This window comes from Streptomyces sp. NPDC001493 (genome assembly GCF_053597235.1).
On sequence record NZ_JBSFHV010000002.1, the window covers coordinates 290,784 to 309,965 of the forward strand.

At 73.1% G+C, this 19,182-nt stretch carries 16 protein-coding genes and 2 pseudogenes; 11 read left to right on the top strand and 7 right to left on the bottom strand.

The features are described 5' to 3' along the window. Positions 1–40: 40 nt before the first annotated feature. The gene (locus ACWCWD_RS03830) at positions 41–1,114 is read right to left on the bottom strand and encodes a PucR family transcriptional regulator (RefSeq protein ID WP_450769999.1); all 1,074 of its coding nucleotides are present in this window, start codon (positions 1,112–1,114) and stop codon (positions 41–43) included. Between the two features lie 365 nt (positions 1,115–1,479). On the opposite strand from ACWCWD_RS03830, the gene ACWCWD_RS03835 reads away from it, so the two are divergent. Then, complete coding sequence (locus ACWCWD_RS03835; RefSeq protein ID WP_450770001.1) at positions 1,480–3,495, top strand: NAD-binding protein; 2,016 nt, start codon at positions 1,480–1,482, stop codon at positions 3,493–3,495. 190 nt (positions 3,496–3,685) lie between these two features. Continuing rightward, the gene (locus ACWCWD_RS03840) at positions 3,686–4,513 is read left to right on the top strand and encodes an alpha/beta fold hydrolase (protein WP_450770002.1); all 828 of its coding nucleotides are present in this window, start codon (positions 3,686–3,688) and stop codon (positions 4,511–4,513) included. Between the two features lie 91 nt (positions 4,514–4,604). Here the strand turns inward: ACWCWD_RS03840 and trpS are convergent, their stop codons facing one another. Further along, a complete protein-coding gene (trpS, locus tag ACWCWD_RS03845; RefSeq protein ID WP_450770004.1) occupies positions 4,605–5,753 on the bottom strand; it encodes a tryptophan--tRNA ligase in 1,149 nt (382 codons plus the stop codon). Positions 5,754–6,063: 310 nt separating this feature from the next. Between trpS and ACWCWD_RS03850 the strand changes: the two genes are divergently transcribed. Further along, entirely contained in the window at positions 6,064–6,855 is a 792-nt protein-coding gene (locus tag ACWCWD_RS03850; RefSeq protein ID WP_450770006.1) for a class I SAM-dependent methyltransferase, read from the top strand. A 32-nt stretch (positions 6,856–6,887) separates the two neighbouring features. Here ACWCWD_RS03850 and ACWCWD_RS03855 read toward each other — a convergent pair whose 3' ends face one another. Then, positions 6,888–7,016 (bottom strand): DUF6126 family protein, encoded by a 129-nt coding sequence (locus ACWCWD_RS03855; protein ID WP_450770008.1) that lies wholly within the window; start codon positions 7,014–7,016, stop codon positions 6,888–6,890. Positions 7,017–7,366: 350 nt separating this feature from the next. Between ACWCWD_RS03855 and ACWCWD_RS03860 the strand changes: the two genes are divergently transcribed. From ACWCWD_RS03860 to ACWCWD_RS03870, 3 genes are all read left to right on the top strand, one after another. After that, positions 7,367–8,458: an LLM class flavin-dependent oxidoreductase gene (locus tag ACWCWD_RS03860; RefSeq protein ID WP_450770009.1), complete on the top strand. Its 1,092-nt coding sequence runs from the start codon at positions 7,367–7,369 to the stop codon at positions 8,456–8,458. Between the two features lie 5 nt (positions 8,459–8,463). Then, on the top strand, positions 8,464–9,147 hold the full coding sequence (locus ACWCWD_RS03865) for an FMN reductase (protein WP_450770011.1): 684 nt from the start codon (positions 8,464–8,466) through the stop codon (positions 9,145–9,147). Between the two features lie 150 nt (positions 9,148–9,297). Continuing rightward, positions 9,298–9,720, top strand: coding sequence for a universal stress protein (locus ACWCWD_RS03870; protein WP_390958986.1), 423 nt, complete (start codon positions 9,298–9,300; stop codon positions 9,718–9,720). A gap of 146 nt (positions 9,721–9,866) precedes the next feature. Here ACWCWD_RS03870 and ACWCWD_RS03875 read toward each other — a convergent pair whose 3' ends face one another. The 3 genes and pseudogenes from ACWCWD_RS03875 to ACWCWD_RS03885 all read right to left on the bottom strand — a co-directional run. Then, positions 9,867–10,745, bottom strand: coding sequence for an ABC transporter permease (locus ACWCWD_RS03875; protein ID WP_450770013.1), 879 nt, complete (start codon positions 10,743–10,745; stop codon positions 9,867–9,869). Then, a pseudogene (locus ACWCWD_RS03880) lies at positions 10,742–11,714 on the bottom strand (ATP-binding cassette domain-containing protein). Before ACWCWD_RS03880 ends, ACWCWD_RS03875 begins: the two are co-directional and overlap by 4 nt. A gap of 112 nt (positions 11,715–11,826) precedes the next feature. Further along, positions 11,827–12,234: pseudogene (locus tag ACWCWD_RS03885) on the bottom strand (hypothetical protein); the annotation flags it as partial. Positions 12,235–12,353: 119 nt separating this feature from the next. Between ACWCWD_RS03885 and ACWCWD_RS03890 the strand changes: the two are divergent. From ACWCWD_RS03890 to ACWCWD_RS03905, 4 genes are all read left to right on the top strand, one after another. Further along, positions 12,354–13,217: a hypothetical protein gene (locus ACWCWD_RS03890; protein WP_450770015.1), complete on the top strand. Its 864-nt coding sequence runs from the start codon at positions 12,354–12,356 to the stop codon at positions 13,215–13,217. A gap of 146 nt (positions 13,218–13,363) precedes the next feature. Next, positions 13,364–14,329: an NADP-dependent oxidoreductase gene (locus tag ACWCWD_RS03895; RefSeq protein WP_450770016.1), complete on the top strand. Its 966-nt coding sequence runs from the start codon at positions 13,364–13,366 to the stop codon at positions 14,327–14,329. 67 nt (positions 14,330–14,396) lie between these two features. Continuing rightward, positions 14,397–14,642, top strand: coding sequence for a DUF2630 family protein (locus ACWCWD_RS03900; RefSeq protein ID WP_450770018.1), 246 nt, complete (start codon positions 14,397–14,399; stop codon positions 14,640–14,642). 104 nt (positions 14,643–14,746) lie between these two features. Then, complete coding sequence (locus ACWCWD_RS03905) at positions 14,747–16,645, top strand: FUSC family protein (protein ID WP_450770365.1); 1,899 nt, start codon at positions 14,747–14,749, stop codon at positions 16,643–16,645. Positions 16,646–16,717: 72 nt separating this feature from the next. On the opposite strand, the gene ACWCWD_RS03910 is transcribed toward ACWCWD_RS03905, so the two are convergent. After that, entirely contained in the window at positions 16,718–17,143 is a 426-nt protein-coding gene (locus tag ACWCWD_RS03910; RefSeq protein ID WP_450770019.1) for an RNA-binding S4 domain-containing protein, read from the bottom strand. 342 nt (positions 17,144–17,485) lie between these two features. Between ACWCWD_RS03910 and ACWCWD_RS03915 the strand changes: the two genes are divergently transcribed. After that, a complete protein-coding gene (locus ACWCWD_RS03915; RefSeq protein ID WP_450770020.1) occupies positions 17,486–19,126 on the top strand; it encodes a VWA domain-containing protein in 1,641 nt (546 codons plus the stop codon). Positions 19,127–19,182 lie beyond the last annotated feature (56 nt).

The window sequence follows — 19,182 nt, forward strand, 5'->3', positions numbered from 1 at the left end:
CGCGCGGGCTCTCCCGTGCGCGGCCCTCCCGTGCGCGGCCTCAGATCTCCTTCGCGGGCCAGTCCAGCAGCCGGGCGCCGATGACCGCCGTCTGCAGGGTGTAGCGGTGCACCGGGTCGGAGAGGTCGGCGCCGGTCAGCTGGTGGATGCGCTCCAGCCGGTAGGTCAGCGCCCGGACGCTCAGCGACAGCCGGCGGGCCGTCTCCGCCGCCACGCACCCCGAGTCGAAGTACGCCTGGAGGGTCCGCAGCAGCGGTTCGGCGCCGCCCCGGGCCTTCTGGAGCGGGCCCAGCCGGCTGCGCACCAGGTCCACCATGGCCTGCCGGTCCCGGGTCAGCACGGGATAGACCAGCAGGTCCGCCGCGTGCAGCACCGGTTCGTCGAGCGCCAGCCGCTCGGCGAGCTCATGGGTCTCCAGAGCCTCGTCGTAGGACTGCACCACACCGCCCGGCCCGTGGTGCGGCCGGCCGATGGCCGCCCGCCCGCCGCCGGTCGCCGCGTGGGACTGCTGGGCGAAGTGGAGCAGGACGTCCGGCCGGCTGCCCGGCGCGATGCAGATCAAGCGGCCGTCCTTCGTCGTCAGCAGGATCTCCCGCCCCCCGAACCGGGCCAGCATGGCCGCCTCCACGCTGCGCGGCACCGCGTCCGTCTCGGTGTACGCTTCCGGGCCCACGGCCACCGCGACCGCGTGCGCCCGCGACAGATGCAGCCCGAACCGGGAGGACCGCTCCGCGAGGTGGCCGAGGTCGCTGCGCCCGTAGAGCAGGTCGTCGATGAACTCGCGGCGGGCCGCCTCCTCGCGGCGCACCGTCATCCGCTGGGCCCCCTCGAAGCCTTCGGTGAACGCGTCCACGGCCTGTTCCACCGCGTGGAGCACGGCGTCCGTCGAGCCGGCGCCGCCCCGGGCCGCCGTGCACGGCCAGTGCACCCGGGTCCGCGCGAGGTGGAGGGTGATCAGCCCGCGCAGCTGGAGCCCGGACTCCGCGGCCTCCCGGCCCAGTTCGCGGCGGTCCTCAAGTTCCTTGTGCGTCAACCGCCTGCCCGTCGCGGCCACTTCCTCCAGGACGTGGACGTAGTTTCCCAGCGCCTCGATGGGTATGCGCGATTCCGCCATCACCCTTCCCCTCCCCATGTTCCGGTACGTATATGTAGCGCACAACCGTCCGTGCCGCGTCCCGGCAACCCCCTGGCTCCAGGACTGCCGGGATCCGGCAGTGCGCGAAGACCTTTCCGGATGGCACGATCCGTACAGCACCGCACGGGGGAACGACCGTTCCATTGACGGTGCGTTGATGGAGTCCTGACGGGGGATTGACGGGACTGCACGGGGGAATCGGGGGGACGGCCCGGCGACGGGTCCCGGCGACGGGGCTCGTACCGGGTTCCCCGACCCGGCCGCATCCCCCTCCGCCTCCGCCCCCGGCCCCGAGTTCGGCACACGGATCACCGAGTCCCGTACCGACCCGACAGGAGCAAGGCATGCTGGGTTTCGTGTCCTCTCTCCCCCAGCAGCCGCAGCGCCCCCAACGCCCCCCGGTCTCCGGCCACATGGTCGTCTGCGGGGACGACGCGCTCGCCCGGCGGCTCGCCGTGGAACTGCGGTACGTCTACGGGGAACGCGTCACCCTGATCCTCCCGCCCGGTCCCGACGCCGCGCAGCCGGACCTCCCGCTGAACCAGCGGGCCCGCGCCTCCGCCCTGTTCGGCCGGATGTCCGCGGCGATGAGCCGCACCGGTCCCGCACCCCTGGACGGCGTCGGATCCGGCGACAGCGACACCAACGCCGGGGTGGAGCCCGTCGTCATCATGGAATCGGCGGAACCCTCCGACGACATCCTGGAAGAGGCAGGCGTCGACCGGGCCGCCGCCCTCGCCCTCGTCTACGAGGACGACGAGCGCAACATCCGGGCCGCGCTGACCGCCCGCCGGCTCAACCCCCGTCTGCGCCTGGTGATCCGCCTCTACAACCGCAAGCTCGGCGTCCACCTGGAGACCCTCCTCGACCAGGCGGCGGCCTTCGCCGTGCCCGGACTCGACCCGGCCGCGCTGGACGCCAGCACCACGGTCCTCTCCGACGCCGACACCGTCGCCCCGGCCCTGGCCGCCACCGCGCTGACCGGCAGCAGCAAGGTCGTCGAGGCGGAGGGGCTGCTGCTGCGCGCGGCCGAACGCACCCCGCCCGGCCCCGGCGAACGGGCCGACCCGGGGCTCTGCACCCTCGCGCTCCTCTCCTCCACCACCGTCGACCCCGCCGGGGCCGAGGGCTCCGACAGCAGCGGCGACGAAGGACCGCGGCTGCTGCCCGACGAACGCTCCGTGGCGGCGGCGACCGGGCGCGGCACCATCGTCCTGGAGACCGTCAGCCGCTCGGCCCCGGACCGGCCCGCCGTCCGGATGGGCGGCAGGGGCGCCCCGCTGAGCCAGGTGTTCTCGCGGCGGCTGCGCTGGTCGGCCCTGGGCGTCGCGGCGGCCGTGGTCGCCCTGGCGGTGGCCTCGGTCCGGACGACCGGCGACAGCGCCCCGCACTCGGTCTACCTGACCCTGCTCGACCTGTTCGCCATGGGGGACCCGGCGGAGGACACCGCACCCTCCGCCCGCAAGATCATCCAACTGCTGTCGGGGGTGGCCGGACTCCTGCTGCTGCCGCTGCTGATCGCGGCGGTCCTAGAGGCCTTCGGCACCCTGCGCACCGCCTCCTCGCTGCGCCGCCCGCCGCGCGGCCTCTCCGGCCACGTGGTGCTGCTCGGCCTCGGCAAGATCGGCACCCGGGTCCTCGTACGCCTCCGCGAGCTCGGCATCCCCGTGGTCGTCGTCGAGGAGGACCCGAACGCCCGGGGCATCCCGCTGGCCCGCTCCCTGCACGTGCCGACCGTCATCGGCGACGTCACCCAGGAAGGCGTCCTGGAAGCGGCGAAGGTCGGCCGGGCCCGCGCGCTGCTCGCCCTGACCAGCAGCGACACCACCAACCTCGAAGCGACCCTCTACGCCCGGTCGATCAAGCCCGACCTGCGGGTGGCTCTCCGGCTCTACGACGACGACTTCGCGACCGTCGTCTACCGCACCCTGCGCACCGCCCACCCGGGGGCCACCACCCGCTCCCGGTCGGTGACCCATCTGGCCGCCCCCTCGTTCGCCGTGGCGATGATGGGCCGGCAGATCCTCGGCGCCGTCCCCGTCGAGCGGAAGGTGATGCTCTTCGCCGCCCTGGTGGTGGGCGGACACCCCCAGCTGGAGGGCCACACCGTCGCCCAGGCGTTCCGGGCCGGCGCCTGGCGCGTACTGGCCCTGGACACCACCCCGCCCGGCGACCGGGTACCCGATTCCGCTGCCGCCCCCCTCTACGGCGCCGGGGGCAGGCAGCGCACCTCGGGGCTGATCTGGGACCTGCCGGACGGGTACGTGCTCAAGGCCGAGGACCGCGTGGTGATCGCTGCCACCCGGCGCGGACTCGCCGAGCTGCTGCGCAGGCAGCGCGCGGCCTCCGGGCGGCGCTGAGGCAGCGGCCGGGGCAGCGGTGGGCACGGCGTGGAGCGTTTCACGTGAAACGCTCCACGCCGAGCGTCGCCCCGTAACGCGCCCGCCCTCACCCGTTCGGCCCAAGAACGCTCCCCGTCGCATTCCCTCCCATGCCGTAATGGGCCGTGTTGTCCACCACTCGGCAGGACCGCAGGAGAGGGAGAAGCACATGCCCGTCTGCACCACGCGCGACGGAGTCGAGATCTTCTACAAGGACTGGGGGCAGGGGCGCCCCGTGGTCTTCATCCACGGGTGGCCGCTCAACGGTGACGCCTGGCAGGACCAGCTCAAGGCCGTCGCGGACGCCGGCTACCGCGGCATCGCCCACGACCGCCGGGGCCACGGCCGGTCCACCCCCGTGTGGGACGGCTACGACTTCGACACCTTCGCCGACGACCTCGACGACCTGATCACCCAGCTCGACCTGCGGGACGTCACCCTGGTCGCGCACTCCATGGGAGGAGGCGAGCTGGCCCGGTACATCGGCCGGCACGGCACGGAGCGGATCAGGTCCGCCGTCCTGCTCTCCGCGATCCCACCCCTGATGCTCCAGGGACCGGACAACCCGGAGGGCGTGCCGCAGAGCGTCTTCGACGACATCAAGAAGGGCATCCTGACGGAACGTTCGCAGTTCTGGAAGGACACCGCGGTCGGCTTCCACTCCGCCAACCGCGAGGGCACCAAGGCCACCCAGGGCAACAAGGACGCGTTCTGGTACATGGCCATGGCCGAGACCATCGAGGGCGGGGTCGCCTGCGTCGACGCCTTCGCCTCCACGGACTTCCACGAGGACCTGAAGAAGTTCGACGTCCCCACCCTTGTCGTGCACGGCGACGACGACCAGGTCGTCCCGATCGACGCCACCGGCCGCAAGACCGCGAAGCTGGTGAAGGACGCCACGCTGAAGGTCTACGAGGGCGGCTCGCACGGCATCGCTCTGGTGCCGGGCGACAAGGAGAAGTTCAACAAGGACCTGCTGGACTTCCTCAAGAAGTGACCACCGGAGAAGTGGCCACGAGGTGACCGGTGCCGGGCGGCGCCGCGCCCCCGCCGCACCGCCCGGCACCGAGGCCCCTGCCGCAGCTCCCCTACCGCAGCGTCCCCATGGCCTCCCGGACCTCGTCCAGGGTGCGTTCGGCGATCTCGTTCGCGCGAGCGTTCCCGGCGTGCAGCACGGAGCGTACGTACCCCAGATCCCGCGCGTACTCCGCACGGCGGGCCCGGACGGGCGCCAGCCGGGTGTTGACGGCCTCCGTCACGGTCCGCTTGAGCACGGCGGCCCCGCCGTCCCCGATCGCCTCGGCGACCTCGTACGGGTCGCGGTCCTGGCAGAGCGCGGCGAGCAGCACGAGGTTGGAGACCGCGGGCCGGTGCTCGGGGTCGTAGGAGATGCGCCGGTCGGCGTCGGTCTTCGCACCCTTGATCAGCCGGGCGGTCTCGTCGGCGGTCGCGCCGAGGGCGATGGCGTTGCCACGGCTCTTGCTCATCTTGCCGCCGTCGGTGCCGAGCAGCAGCGGGGCGGCGGAGAGCAGCGCCTCGGGCTGCGGGAAGACCGGTGCGTAGCGCTCGTTGAAACGGCGGGCGACGGTCCGCGTCAGCTCCAGGTGCGGCAGCTGGTCCTGGCCCACCGGGACGAGGTTGCCCTTGCAGAAGAGGATGTCGGCGGCCTGGTGGACCGGGTAGGTGTACATCAGACCGCTGACGGACGCCTGGCGGGAGTGCGCGATCTCGTCCTTGACCGTGGGGTTGCGGCCCAGTTCGGCCACCGAGACCAGGCTGAGGAAGGGCAGCAGCAACTGGTTCAGGGCGGGCACCGCGCTGTGGTTGAAGATCGTCGAACGCGACGGGTCGATGCCGATGGCGAGGTAGTCGAGGAGCAGCCCCTCCATCGTCTCCGCGAGCCGGTCGACGACGTCCCGGTCGGTGAGCGCCTGGTAGTCGGGGATCAGCACGAAGACCTCCACGCCCAGGTCCTGGAGCCGGACCCGGTTGTGGAGGGTGCCGAAGTAGTGCCCGAGGTGGAGGGGGCCGGTCGGCCGGTCCCCGGTCATCACCCGGAAGCTGCCCGGCTCCGCGGCGAGCTCCCGCTCCAGCTCGGCGCTGCGCCTACGGGCGGCTGCGACGGTGGACGCGGCGAGCGGGGACGCGCCGGTGAGGGTGGACGCGGCCAGCGGGGACGCGTCGGCGAGCGGGCCGGTGCCCGGGGCGGGAGTGGTGAGCGGCGGAATCGTGGTCATGGGATCTCTCCTCGCGAGGTGGTCTGCGTGGAGGACGGCCCCGCCGTGGAGCTGATCCGTGTCCGTCTCCCCGTCGCGCGCCTCGGGCGCCGTACGCGGGAACGGAGAAGGGCCGTCCGTGTCGAACGGCCCTGGTTCCGTGCGGAAGGGGTGCCGCTCCTAGGAGGAGCGCCACCAGTTCCGGCACGGTACGGAGGTCATGGGGCGAGTGTACTGCGCAGCCGTCCGCCCGCCCCGGGATCGGCAGCCGCCCGCCCGCTCCCGGAAAACCGGTGGCGGCGCGCGCACCCGCCCCTCCAACAATGGCCGTATGACCAGGACTTCGCAGGCCCGCTCGTTCGATCTCGCCGCCGCCGCGTACGCCGCGAACCGCCCCTCCTACCCTCCGGCGCTGCTGGACGCGGTCGAGGAGCTCGGCGGCCGCCCGATCGAGGGCGCCGCCGTCGCCGACGTCGGGGCCGGTACCGGGCTGGCGACGGCGCTCCTGCGGGACAGGGGCGCGCGGGTCCTCGCGGTCGAGCCCGGCGCCGGGATGGCGTCGGAGTTCCGCCGCCGGCTGCCCGGGGTCCCACTGGTGCGCGGGGACGGCGACCGGCTGCCCCTGGCCGACGCCTCCGTCGACTTCCTCACCTACGCCCAGTCCTGGCACTGGACCGATCCGCGGGCCTCCGTCCCGGAAGCGCTGCGCGTGCTGCGCCCCGGCGGCACCCTCGCGCTCTGGTGGAACGACTCGGACGCCACCGTCCCGTGGATCGCCGCCCAGGACGCCCGGCTGCGCCGTCTCTTCGGCGCCGCGGACCGCCCTCACGACCCCCGGGCCCGCTTCCGCGGGCTGCCGGCCGGGATCGGCTTCGTCCACCGGCAGATCGCCTGGTCCCGGAGGGTTCCCCTCGGCACGCATCTGGCCAACCTCGCCAGCTACTCCGACTTCCTGGTCCTCGGCGCGGAGGGGACGGCCGCCTTCCTCGCCGAGGAGCGCGGCCTGCTGTCCGCCGCCCTCCCGGACGGGACGGCCGAGGAGCGGCAGGTCGAGCAGCGGCACGCCGGGGAGCAGTACGTCGAGGAGCGGTACGTGGTCAGCCTGGCCGTCGCCCGCCGCTGACGCGGGAGCCGCCCGCCTTCGCGGGCCGGGCCCTACTTGTGGGCGTGGTTTCCCACGTAGAACAGCAGGTAGACGAAGCCCGCGAAGGCGTGGGTGGCGAAGACGTACACGAAGACGCGCAGCGCGACGCCGCGCTCCTTCCAGTTCTCGCTCTCGCTCACGGCCGTTCCCCCTCGTCCCGCACCCGCTCGGACGCGCCCCGTCGGCCCCGACGGCTCCGGGCCTGCTCCGGGCCTGCTCCGGGCCTGCTCCGGTCACAGCGCGTTCTCCCCAGAGTACGCACCCGGCCGCCGCCCGCCCGGTGGGCCCGAAAGCCCCTGCGGACCGCCCGCACCACCCCCGCACCACCCTCGCGCCGCCACCCGCGCCACCGCGTTTCCCCCTCGTTCCCTCAGGGGCAACGGGTGGTGCGCGGACGGAATAGCCAGTGGGGGGTCCCCGTTGTAGGGTGGGACCAGTTAGTTCAAGCTTCAACAACATTGAAGCGGCCACAGCACAGGAGGCGGACGTCATGCAGTTCGGGATCTTCACCGTCGGGGACGTCACCACCGACCCGACGAACGGCCGGACGCCGTCCGAGAACGAGCGGATCAAGGCCACCCTCGCCATCGCGCAGAAGGCCGAAGAGGTCGGCCTGGACGTCTTCGCGACCGGCGAGCACCACAACCCGCCGTTCGTCCCGTCGTCGCCGACCACGACGCTCGCCTACATCGCCGCCCGCACCGAGAAGCTCATCCTCTCGACCTCCACCACGCTGATCACGACGAACGACCCGGTGAAGATCGCCGAGGACTACGCCACGCTCCAGCACCTCGCGGACGGCCGTGTCGACCTGATGATGGGCCGCGGCAACACCGGCCCGGTCTACCCGTGGTTCGGCAAGGACATCCGCCAGGGCGTCCCGCTCGCCATCGAGAACTACGCCCTGCTGCACAAGCTGTGGCGCGAGGACGTCGTGGACTGGGAGGGGAAGTTCCGCACACCGCTGCAGTCCTTCACCGCCACCCCGCGCCCGCTCGACGGCGTGCCGCCGTTCGTCTGGCACGGCTCGATCCGCTCCCCCGAGATCGCCGAGCAGGCCGCGTACTACGGCGACGGCTTCTTCCACAACAACATCTTCTGGCCGATGTCCCACACCAAGAAGATGGTGGAGCTGTACCGGCAGCGGTACGCGCACTACGGCCACGGCACCCCCGACCAGGCCATCGTCGGACTCGGCGGCCAGGTGTTCATGGCCAAGAACTCGCAGGACGCCGTCAAGCAGTTCCGCCCGTACTTCGACAACGCCCCGGTCTACGGCCACGGCCCGACGCTGGAGGACTTCACCCGCGAGACGCCGCTGACCGTCGGCTCCCCGCAGGAGGTCATCGAGCGCACCCTGTCGTTCCGTGACGCCGTCGGCGACTACCAGCGCCAGCTGTTCCTGATGGACCACGCCGGACTCCCGCTCAAGACGGTCCTGGAGCAGCTCGACATCCTCGGCGAGGAGGTCGTCCCGGTGCTCCGCAAGGAGTTCGCCGCCCTGCGCCCCGCCGGGGTGCCGGAATCCGCCCCCGTCCACCCGGCCGTCACCGCCGCCCGCACCGCCTCGAAGGAGGTCTGACCGTCATGACAGCACCCGTGGGCGCCATCGGCCTCACCACCGCCCCGCTCAGGATCGTCGCCGTGTCGGCCGGGCTGAGCCAGCCGTCCTCGACCCGGATGCTGGCCGACCGGCTGGCGACGGCCACCCGGGAGCAGCTGGAGACCGTACAGGACCGTCGGGTCGAGGTCCGCGCGATCGACCTGCGCGACCTGGCCGTCGACATCGCGAAGAACCTGATCACCGGGTTCCCGTCGGCCGGCCTGCAGGACGCCATCGACGCGGTGGCGGGGGCGGACGGGCTGATCGCGGTGACCCCGGTCTTCAGCGCCTCGTACAGCGGTCTGTTCAAGTCCTTCTTCGACCTGATCGAGAACACCGCGCTGACCGGGAAGCCGGTCGTGATCGCCGCGACCGGCGGTTCGGCCCGGCACTCGCTGGTCCTGGAGCACGCCATGCGCCCGCTCTTCGCGTACCTGCGGGCCGTGACCGTACCGACGTCCGTGTACGCGGCGTCGGAGGACTGGGGCTCGTCCGGCGACGAGTACACCGACGGCCTGCCGTCCCGCGTCCGGCGGGCCGGCGGTGAGCTGGCCTCGGCGGTCCTGGGGCGTACGGTCTCCGGCGCCTCCCGGACGCTGGGCCTGGACGACGGGCTGGACGCGATCGTGCCGTTCGCGCAGCAGCTCTCCGACCTGCGGCTCGACTGACCGGCGCCCGCGCCGTACGGACACGCGCGGCGGGACGACTCGACCCAGATGCCTGAAATGTCCGGTCTACTTGGAGTGGACCGGACAGTGGACCGGACATCGGATCGAGCGGGACCGAGCGATCGAGCGGGCCCCGGCGGGAGGCAGAACATGGGCAGGATCGTCGTAGGCGTGGACGGCTCGGCGTCGTCGATCAAGGCACTGCACTGGGCGGTGCGCCAGGGCGAGCTCACCGGCGACACCGTCGAGGCCGTCAACAGCTGGGAGTACCCCGCCACCAGCTGGGCCTCGATGATGCCGGGCATGCCGGAGGACTTCGACCCGCAGGCCCTGGCGACCGTCTCCCTCACCGAGGCCCTGGAAGAAGCCCTCGGCGCGGAGCGCGCGGCGGGGATCAGCAAGGTCGTGGTGATCGGCAACCCGGCGCAGAACCTCATCGACCGCGCCGAGGGAGCGAACCTGCTGGTGGTCGGCGCACGAGGGTACAGCGGCTTCAAGGCGACCCTGCTGGGATCGGTCAGCCTCCACGTCACCCAGAACGCCCCCTGCCCGGTGACGGTCGTACGCGACTGAGTCGGCGGTACGCGACGGGACGGCCACCCGGCCGGGCGGTCTTCCGCGACCGGGCGCCCGACGGCGGTGAGCGCGCGGTTCCCACAGGGACCCGCGCTCACCGCCGTCGGCGCGTTCCCGCCCCGCTCACCTCCGGTCGGCCCCGCTCACTTCCGGTTGTAGAGCCGCATCGTGACCGGGCCGAACACCGCCACCAGCAGCGCCGACCACCCCAGCGACCAGAGGACGGCCGTCGCGGGCCAGCCGCCCGCCATCAGCTCCCGTACGGCGGTCGCCACGTGGGTCACCGGATTGTTGTTCACGAAGGCCTGGAGCCAGCCCGGCATCGTGCTCGGATCGACGAACACATTGCTGAGGAAGGTCAGCGGGAAGATCACCATCATGCTGACGCCCATCACCGACTTCTCGGTGCGCAGCAGCAGGCCGAACATCGTCCACACCCACGAGAAGGCGAAGGCGAACACCAGCACCAGCGCGACCCCCGCGAGCACGCCGGGCACGCCGCCGTCCGGCCGGTAGCCGATGATCACGCCGACCGTGAGCATCACCGCCGAGGCCAGCAGATAGCGCAGCACGTCGCCCAGCAGATAGCCGACCATCGGCGCGGGACGCCAGATCGGCAGGGTGCGGAACCGGTCGAAGACGCCCTTGACGATGTCGGTGTTGACCGAGACCCCGGTGTACATCGTGATCATCACGACGCTCATCACCAGGATGCCCGGCAGCAGGAACTGGATGTACGCCCCGGTCGACCCGGCGAGCGCCCCGCCGAAGAGGTACGTGTACATCAGCACCAGCATGATCGGGAACGCCGTCACGTCGAAGAGCTGCTCCGGCACGTGCTTGATCTTCAGGACCGCGCGCCACCCGAAGGTGAGGGAGACGGAGAGCGCGCCCGGGCGGGGCGGGCGCTCCCCGGAGACCAGCAGCGCCGCGAGCCGCTCCGCGTCCGGTACGGAGAACGCGTCGGCGTCGGCGCCTTCGGCGCCCGGCCCGGTGGTCGTCGGAGTCGTGGTGGCCGTCACGCCGCCGTTCCCTTCCGGTCCGTGAGGGCGAGGAAGACCTCGTCGAGGCTGGGCTGGCCCAGCGCGAAGTTGTCCACGGTGACGCCGGCCCGGGCCAGCTCCGCCAGGGCCCGCGCGGCCCGCTCGGCCGCCCCCCGCTCGGAGCCCGAACCGTCGACCCGGGCGGTCAGCGCCACCGGGTCGGGGTCCGGCTGCACCACGGCGCCCAGCGTGCGGACCAGCACCCGCTCGGCCTCCGGCCGCTGCGCGGGGTCCCGCAGCCGCAGATGGACCGTCCCCGAGCCCACCGACGCCTTCAGCTCCCCCTTGGTGCCCTCGGCGATCACCCGGCCGTGGTCGATCACCGCGATGCGGGACGCCAGCCGGTCGGCCTCGTCCAGATACTGCGTCGTCAGCATCACGGTGGTGCCCTGGGCGACGACCGCCCGGACGATGTCCCACACCTGGTTGCGGCTGCGCGGATCGAGACCGGTGGTCGGTTCGTCGAGGAAGAGCAGGCGCGGGGTGTTGAGGATGGACGCGGCGATGTCGATCCGGCGCCGCATCCCGCCCGAGTAGTTCTTGACCTGCTTCCCGGCGGCCGGACCCAGCCCGAAGCCTTCGAGCAGGTGCGCGGCGCGCGAGCGGGCGGCGGACCGGGAGTGGCCGAGCAGCCGGGCGAGGAGCACCAGGTTCTCCGTACCGGTGAGGTCCTCGTCGACCGAGGCGTACTGCCCGGTGAGGCTGACCAGGCCGCGTACCGCGTCGGCCTCCCGCACCACGTCGTGGCCGAAGACCCGCGCGCTGCCGCCGTCCGGTCGCAGCAGGGTCGCCAGCATCCGGACGGCGGTGGTCTTCCCGGCGCCGTTGGGGCCGAGGATTCCGTAGACGGTTCCGGTGGGGACGGCGAGATCGATGCCGTCCACGGCCCGGTTCTCACCGAAGACCTTCACCCAGACCGGTCGTTTCGACGGCCGGTTCGGCGCTCACCCTCACCTCCCCCGGGCAGCGGCCGGTCGGTGATCCGGTGGGCGGTCCTGTCCGTCGCCCGGTAGATCGTCCCGCCGGTGGTCCGGTCGTCGGTCCGTTCCTCCGGCCAGTCCTCCCGCGAGTAGAAGAAGTAGTACGTGGCGAGCGCCACCGGAACGCCGACCGCCAGGCCGAGGATGGTCGAGCGCAGCACGCTGGTGTCGGTCAGACTCACCAGGAACCCGATCGCGCACGCCGTCAGCGCCCCGTAGGCCGCCGCCCGCGCCTCGCGCGGGATCGCGTACTCGAACCGGGCCAGTGCGTAGCAGAGCACGGCGAACGCCACACCGGCGGCGAAGCCCAGCGCCACCTGACCGCCCGTGCTCGGGCCGCCGTCCCGCCGGATGAAGGCGGCGTAGAAGCCGTAGATGACGCCGAGGAGCAGGGGCACCGCCCACACCATCGAGGTGTGCCGGTGGACCGGCGTCCTGGCCTGCGATGCCCGGGACCTCGACCCGGGCATGGCTGCGTGTGTGGCCATGGTGGAGAGCTCCTTCCGTCGCCCCCGTCCACTCCAGCGCACACCCGGCCGCGCCGCCCGGCAACTCGAATGGACGACGGCTCGGGGCGCGACCACGGCCGCCGGGATTCCCTGAGGAGATGCGGACCTCTCTCTCGGTGCCCCTGTCGGCCGTGCTGCTCGTCGTGCTCGCCGTCCTGGTGCCGCTGAGCGCGCTCTCCGCCTGGGTCGACCTGGAGGTCGACGACACCGACCGGTACGTGGCCGCCGTCTCCCCGCTCTCCTCCGACCCCGCCGTGCGCGAGACCGTCGCCGACCTGATCACCGACGAGGCGATGCGGCGGATCGACCTCGGCGGGCTCCAGGAGACGATGCGGGACTTCCTGCACCAGGGCGTCCTGTCGTTCACGACGACGGACGCGTTCCGTGCCGCGTGGGACGCGGCGAACCGCACCGCCCACACCTCGATCACGGCCGCGCTCGACGGAGACTCCGGCGAGTCCGTGACCATCGACCTGGCGCCGGTGATCGAGCAGGTGAAGAGGGAGCTGGAGGTGAGCGGCGTGCCCTTCGCCGACCAGATACCGGTCGAGCGCACCGAACTCACCATCCTCTCCGGGGACCGGGCCGACCATGTGCGCGAGACGTTCGGATGGCTGAGGTACGCCAGCGTCTGGCCGGCCGTGGCGACCGTGGTCCTCCTCGTGCTGGTGGTGGGGCTGTCGACGGTCCGGGGCGGGCGGCGGGCCGGGCTCTTCGCCACCGCGGTCGTGGGCGCCGGACTCGTCCTGGGCGCGGTCGTGCTCCGGGTGCTCCTCGCCATCGGCCGCGCGCAGATGCTGGACGCGGTGCCGATGGGCGACCGGGACGGTGCGGCGGCGATCTCCGACGCGCTGACCGCCTCGCTGCGCACCACGGTCTGGTGGCTCCTGGGGGTGGGCGCCGTCCTGCTGGTGGCCGGTGTCGTCGCCCGGTACCTGCTGACCGCGCCCCGGCCGGGCTGACGCCGGAGGGGCGGGGCGGCCGGGGCGGCACGGCGGCGCGGCATCGCGGGGCAGCCGGGCCCGGTCGAGCCGCCTCCGACGTGCGGCGCGGAACGGGCCGGGCGAGAGTGGGAGCGTGAACGCCGGGGGCGACTGGAGGTTGCCGTATGCGAGCCATCGCCGTCACCGCGCTCCACGGGGAGCCCGCACTCACCGAACTCCCCAAGCCCGATCCGGAGCCGGGCGAGGTGCGGGTGCGGATCGAGTACGCGGCCCTCAACCCGTACGACTGGCAGCGCGCCGACGACCCGGCGGCCGGTACGGCACCCGGGAGCCTCCCGCACATCCTCGGTGTGGACTTCGCCGGGCGGGTGGACATGATCGGCCGGGGCCCCAGCCGGTTCCGGGTGGGCGACCCGGTGTTCGGCATGGTCACCGCCCCGCTGCCCGGCGGGGGCGCCTACGCCGAGTACGTCTCGGTGCACCAGGACTCGGCGATCGCCCCGGTCCCCACCGGTCTGTCGCTGAAGGCCGCCGCCGCACTGCCGACCGCCGCGACCGCCGCCTGCCAGATCCTGGCCGCCACCGGGGCCGGTGAGGGCGAGTCCCTGCTGATCGTCGGGGCGGCGGGCGGCGTCGGCAGCTACCTCACCCAGCTCGCCTCCGCCCGGGGCGTCCGGGTACTGGCCGCCGTACGCGGCGACGAGAACCGCAGGATGACCATCCTCGGGGCCGCCCGCACCCTCGACGTCTCCGCCGGACCGGAAGCACTCCCCGCCGCCGTGCGGGAGCTCTGCCCGCACGGGGTGAACGCCCTCGCCGACCTCGTCTCCGAGACCCCGGACGCCTTCGCCGAGCACGCCGCCCTCGTCCGGGACGGCGGCATCGCACTGACCACCCGGGGCGCCGGCGGCACCCGTACCCCGCACACCGGACCGCTCCCCGTCGGCTTCCGGCTCGCGCCGACCGCACTGCTGCTCGACGCGCTCGCGACGGCGGTGACCAGCGGGGCGTTCGTCGTCCCCATCGACCTCGAACTCCCCCTGGAGAAGGCCCCCGAGGCGCTCGCGCAGAACCGGGCGGGCGGCGCCCGGGGCAAGACGGTCTTCGCCCTGAGGCACCACGCCCCGTGACCCACCCCGCCCGGCTGCCACTGCCCCTGCCTCTGCGTCTGCGTCTGCCTCAATGGAAGGAACTCCCATGTCCGACAGCGACATCCTCACGAACATCGACGAACTCGTCGCCGAAGAACGGTCCCTGCGCGACCGGTCCACCGCAGCCCTCGGCCTGTCCGCCGAGGAGAAGGCCAGGCTGCGTACGGTGGAGGTCCAACTGGACCAGTGCTGGGACCTGCTGAGGCAGCGCCGCGCGCTGAGCGAGTACGGCGAGGACCCCTCGTCGGCCCGGGTCCGCCCGGCCGACGAAGTGGAGGGGTACCAGGGCTGAAGCCGCTCTCAGGCAGCATCCGGCGGACCCCGCGAGGAGAGTGAGCCGTGGCCACGGCCGACATGGGCACCGGAAGGCGACGCGTGACGCCGCCGCCCTGGCTGATGAACGGACTCCGCCCGCAGTCCACCCCCATCCCCTGGGCGGCCGTGCTGCGCGCCTCCGTCGCCATGGCCGCACCGATCGCCGTCGGCTTCGCCGTCGACCGCCCCGCCTACGGTGCGCTGGTCTCCATGGGGGCCCTCTCCGGGGTCATCGGCGACACCGCCGACGCCTACCGGATGCGCATCTACAACATCGCCGTGCCGCAGCTCTTCGGCGCCGTCGGCGTCACCCTCGGCTCGCTCGTGTACGGAACCGGCTGGGCCTCCGTGGGTGTGCTCACCGCCGTCGCGCTGGTCTCCGGAATGATGTCGACGATCGGCGCCGTGGCCTCCGTCTCCGGCCTGCTGCTCCTGCTCAACTCCGTGGTCGGCGCGGGACTCCCGATGCCCGACCCCTGGTGGGTAGCCCCGCTGCTGCTCGCGTTCGGCGGTCTGGTGGTGCTGGCGCTCGCCCTGCTCTCGTGGCCGTTCCGCCGCCGGCTCCCCGAACGCTCCGCGGTCGCCCGCACCTACCGCGCGGTCGCCGCCCTGCTCGACGCCGCCGGAACCCCCGCGTACGAACTGCACCGCCAGGACGTCACCGAACGCCTCAACACCTCCTACGACCTGATCCTCGCCCGCCGGGCCCGCTACCACGGCCGCAGCCCCGCCATGGTGCGGACGCTCGCCCAGCTCAACGTGGTGATCCCACTGGTCGAGGCCGCGCCCGCCGCGCACGGGGAGGGGCGCCGACTGCCCGAGGCCGTCCCGGCAGCCGTACGCGCACTCGCCGACGACGTCGAACGCGGCCGCACCGGACGCCCCACCCCCGACCTGCCCCCGCCCGACTCGCCCGCCACCCACGCCGTGGACACCGCACTGCGCCACACCGCCACCGTCGTGCACGGGGGCGACCCCGCCCCGTACAACGTAGACGACCGGCTCGGCCGGCCCGCCGCCCTGCGCGTCCGCGTCCGGCGCTCCCTGCGGTCCGTACTGCTCTCCGAGGCATCCTGGCGCTACGGGCTGCGCCTCGCCCTCTGCATCGGACTGGCCCAGGCACTGACCTCGCTGATCCCGGTGGAACGCTCGTACTGGGTGGCGCTCACCGTGACCTTCGTCCTCAAGCCCGACTACGGCTCGGTGTTCTCCCGCGCCGTACTGCGGGCCGTGGGCACCACCGCCGGGCTGCTCGTCGCCGCTCCCGTACTGGCCGAGGTTCCGTCCGGCTGGTGGTTCGTCCCGGCGATGGCGGTCCTCGCCGCGCTGATCCCGGCGCTGACGGCGAAGGGGTACGCGTTCCAGACCGCCGCCGTCACGCCGCCCATCCTGCTGCTCTCCGACCTCCTCAACCACCAGGGCGTGAACCTGGTCCAGCCGCGCTTCCTCGACAGCCTGCTCGGCTGCGCGATCGTGCTGGTGGCCGGCTATCTGCTCTGGCCGGAGAGCTGGCACACCCGCGTCGGCGACCGGCTCGCGGACGCGGTGGAGGACACCGCCGACTACATCGCCTACGCCTTCGACCTCACCAGCGACCACGACCGGGCCGAGCGGGTCCGCGCACGCCGGAAGCTCTACCGCGACCTGTCGGCGGTGCGCTCCGAGTTCCAGCGCGCCCTCACCGAACCACCGCCCGTGGGCACCCGCGCCGCGGCCTGGTGGCCGCTGGTCGTCGCCGTCGAGCGGATCGTCGACGCGGCAACAGCCGCCCGGGTGCGGCTGAATTACGGAGCACCCCCGCCCGAGCCCGGCGAAGCCATCATGATCGAGGGCCAGTTGCGGGAGCTCGCGGCCGGAATCCGGTCCAGCGAGACGCTGGTGGGGGTACGGGCCGACCTCACCGGCATCGAGGAGAGCGTCCTCGGCCCCCTCAGCCAGGAAGTCGCGGCCGCCCGCGCCATCGCCTCACCGCAGCCATGACGGTGTTTCACGTGAAACACGGAGCGTGAGCGGCAGTTACACACCGCTGCCGCGCTGCTCAGCTCGGACCGCTCAGCGCGGACCGGTCTCCCGGCCGGTCTCCCGGCCACCCTGGAGGCGCTCCATCTCGCGCCGGTCGCGCTTGGTGGGACGGCCGGCTCCCCGGTCGCGGACCGGCACCTGGAGAGCCAGTTCACGCGGCGGCGGGGGCGGGCTGTCGTCGACGAAGCACTCCACCGCCACCGGTGCGCCGACGCGCTTCTTCACGATCTTCGACACGGTGACGATCCGGTCCCGGCCCTCGTGGCGCAGCCGCACCTCGTCACCGACCCGTACGGCCTGCGCGGGCTTGGCGCGTTCACCCGCGACCTTGACGTGTCCCGCCCGGCAGGCGGCCGCCGCCTGCGCCCGGGTCTTCGTCAGCCGCACCGACCAGATCCACACATCGACCCGGACGCTGCCTGTCGCCTGCGGAGCCTCACCGGAAACCGAAACCATGGTCCGACTGTAACGGGGGAGCCCCCGGCGCGGAGACCGCCGCCGGGACGGACCACCGTGCACCCGACGCGGGGGCGGATTTGGCCGATCGTATGCGCACCGTGACGGGGTACGTCCGTCCGGGTGTTGAGGAACAGGTCCGTCAACCAGCCGCGAAGTACGCCTGACCGCCGAACTCTTGGGTTCTCACAAGGAAACGGTTGCGCGTCGGTTCACCCGCGTGCGGGCCGGACCGCCGAACGGCCTGATCCGGCCGCTAACCTTACGTATCCGTCCTGGCCAGGGATGATTTTCCACGGGTCGGACATTTCCCGCACCCAACTCACGCGAAAGGCCTCGCCCATGGGCATTCGGAGCTTGCTGCGCAAGGTGTTCGGCCGGGAGCAGGACGAGCCGACCACGGCCACCGTTCCTCCTCAGGGTGAGCGCGCCCGATCGACGGAGCCGGAATCGGACACGGTGGTCCCGGAGAGCGCTCCGGCCGCCGAGCCGAAGGTGACCGTTCCCGCCCCCGCCGCCTCCCCCCTCTCCTCCGCCTCGCGCTCCTCGTCGGACGCGGGTACGGGCGGGTCGGACAGCGCGGACCGGTCGGACCAGTCGGACCAGGGGAACGCGGCCGCGCTGGTCGCCGCCGCCTTCGACCAGCCGTCCGCCGCCCCGCAGCCGACGGTGCCCGCGCAGAACACGGGCCCCAAGCCCGCGTCCGAAGCGAAGCCCGAGCCGGTCGCCGAAGCCGAGCCTGCCGCTGAGGCCGAGCCGGTCTCCCTGCCCGAGCAGGCTGCCGCGCCGGCCTCCGAGGTGGACGAGCGGCCCGCGGCCCCGGAGACCGCCGAGACCCCCGAGCCCGCGAAGGCCGAGGCCGAGACCCTCGAGGCCGAGGTCACGGCCGAGGAGCCGGCGGTCGTCGAGCCCGAGACCCTCGCGGCCGCCATCACCATCGACATGGACCCGGAGCCCGAGCCGGAGGCCGCCCCCGCCCCGGAAGCCGCCCCGGAGCCCGCACCGGCACAGGCCGAGACCGCCGAACCGCAGGCCGAAGCCGACGAGGCCGCCGAGACAACCGCGGCCGCGAACACCGAGGCGAAGACGGCCGAAGCGGAGACGGCCGAGGCCCCCGAGAAGGCCACCGAGGCGGCTCTCGACGCGATCATCATCGACTACGAGCCCGAGCCGGCCCCCGAAGCGGCAGCCCCCGAGACGCCCGCCCCCGAAGCGGCAGCCCCCGTGGCAGCGGCCCCGGCCGCCCCCGAGGCGCCCTCCGCCACTGCCGCCGCCCCGGCCGCGCCCGCCGCCAAGCCCGCCACCTCACTCGCCCGGGTGAAGTCGCGCGCCCCCGGTCTGGTCGCCCCCTACAAGTCCGCGCAGGCGGCGCTCAAGGCGCAGGGGCTGACCGGTTTCCGGGCCTCCGTCTACCTGGTGCTCGACCGCTCGGGCTCCATGCGGCCGTTCTACAAGGACGGCAGCGCCCAGCACCTGGGCGACCGCACGCTGGCCCTCGCCGCGCACCTGGACGAGAACGCCTCGGTCGAGGTGGTCTTCTTCTCCACGGACATCGACGGCACGGGGACGGTCGGCCTCGAAGGCCACGAGGGCCGCATCGACGAGCTGAACGCCGGTCTGGGGCGCCTGGGGCGGACCCACTACCACCGGGCCGTCGAAGAGGTCGTCTCCCACTACGAGAAGTCCGGCTCCACCGGCCCGGCGCTGGTCGTCTTCCAGACGGACGGCCCGCCGGACGCCAAGGTCGCGGCCAAGCAGGCGCTGGCCGAGGCCGCCCGGCTGCCGCTCTTCTTCCAGTTCGTCGCGTTCGGCGACCACGACGCCAAGGGCTTCGACTTCCTGCGGAAGCTGGACGCCGAGCACGCCGGGTTCTTCCACGCGGGCCCCGCGCCCGCCACGATCCCGGACGCCACGTTCTACCGGGAGATCCTCGCCGGTCTCCCCTCCTGGATCACGGCCCGGTCCGGCGGCTCCGCCGACTGACCCGCGCACTCGGGCGGATCACGCCAACCGCTCCACCGCACGTCACGGCGGGCCCG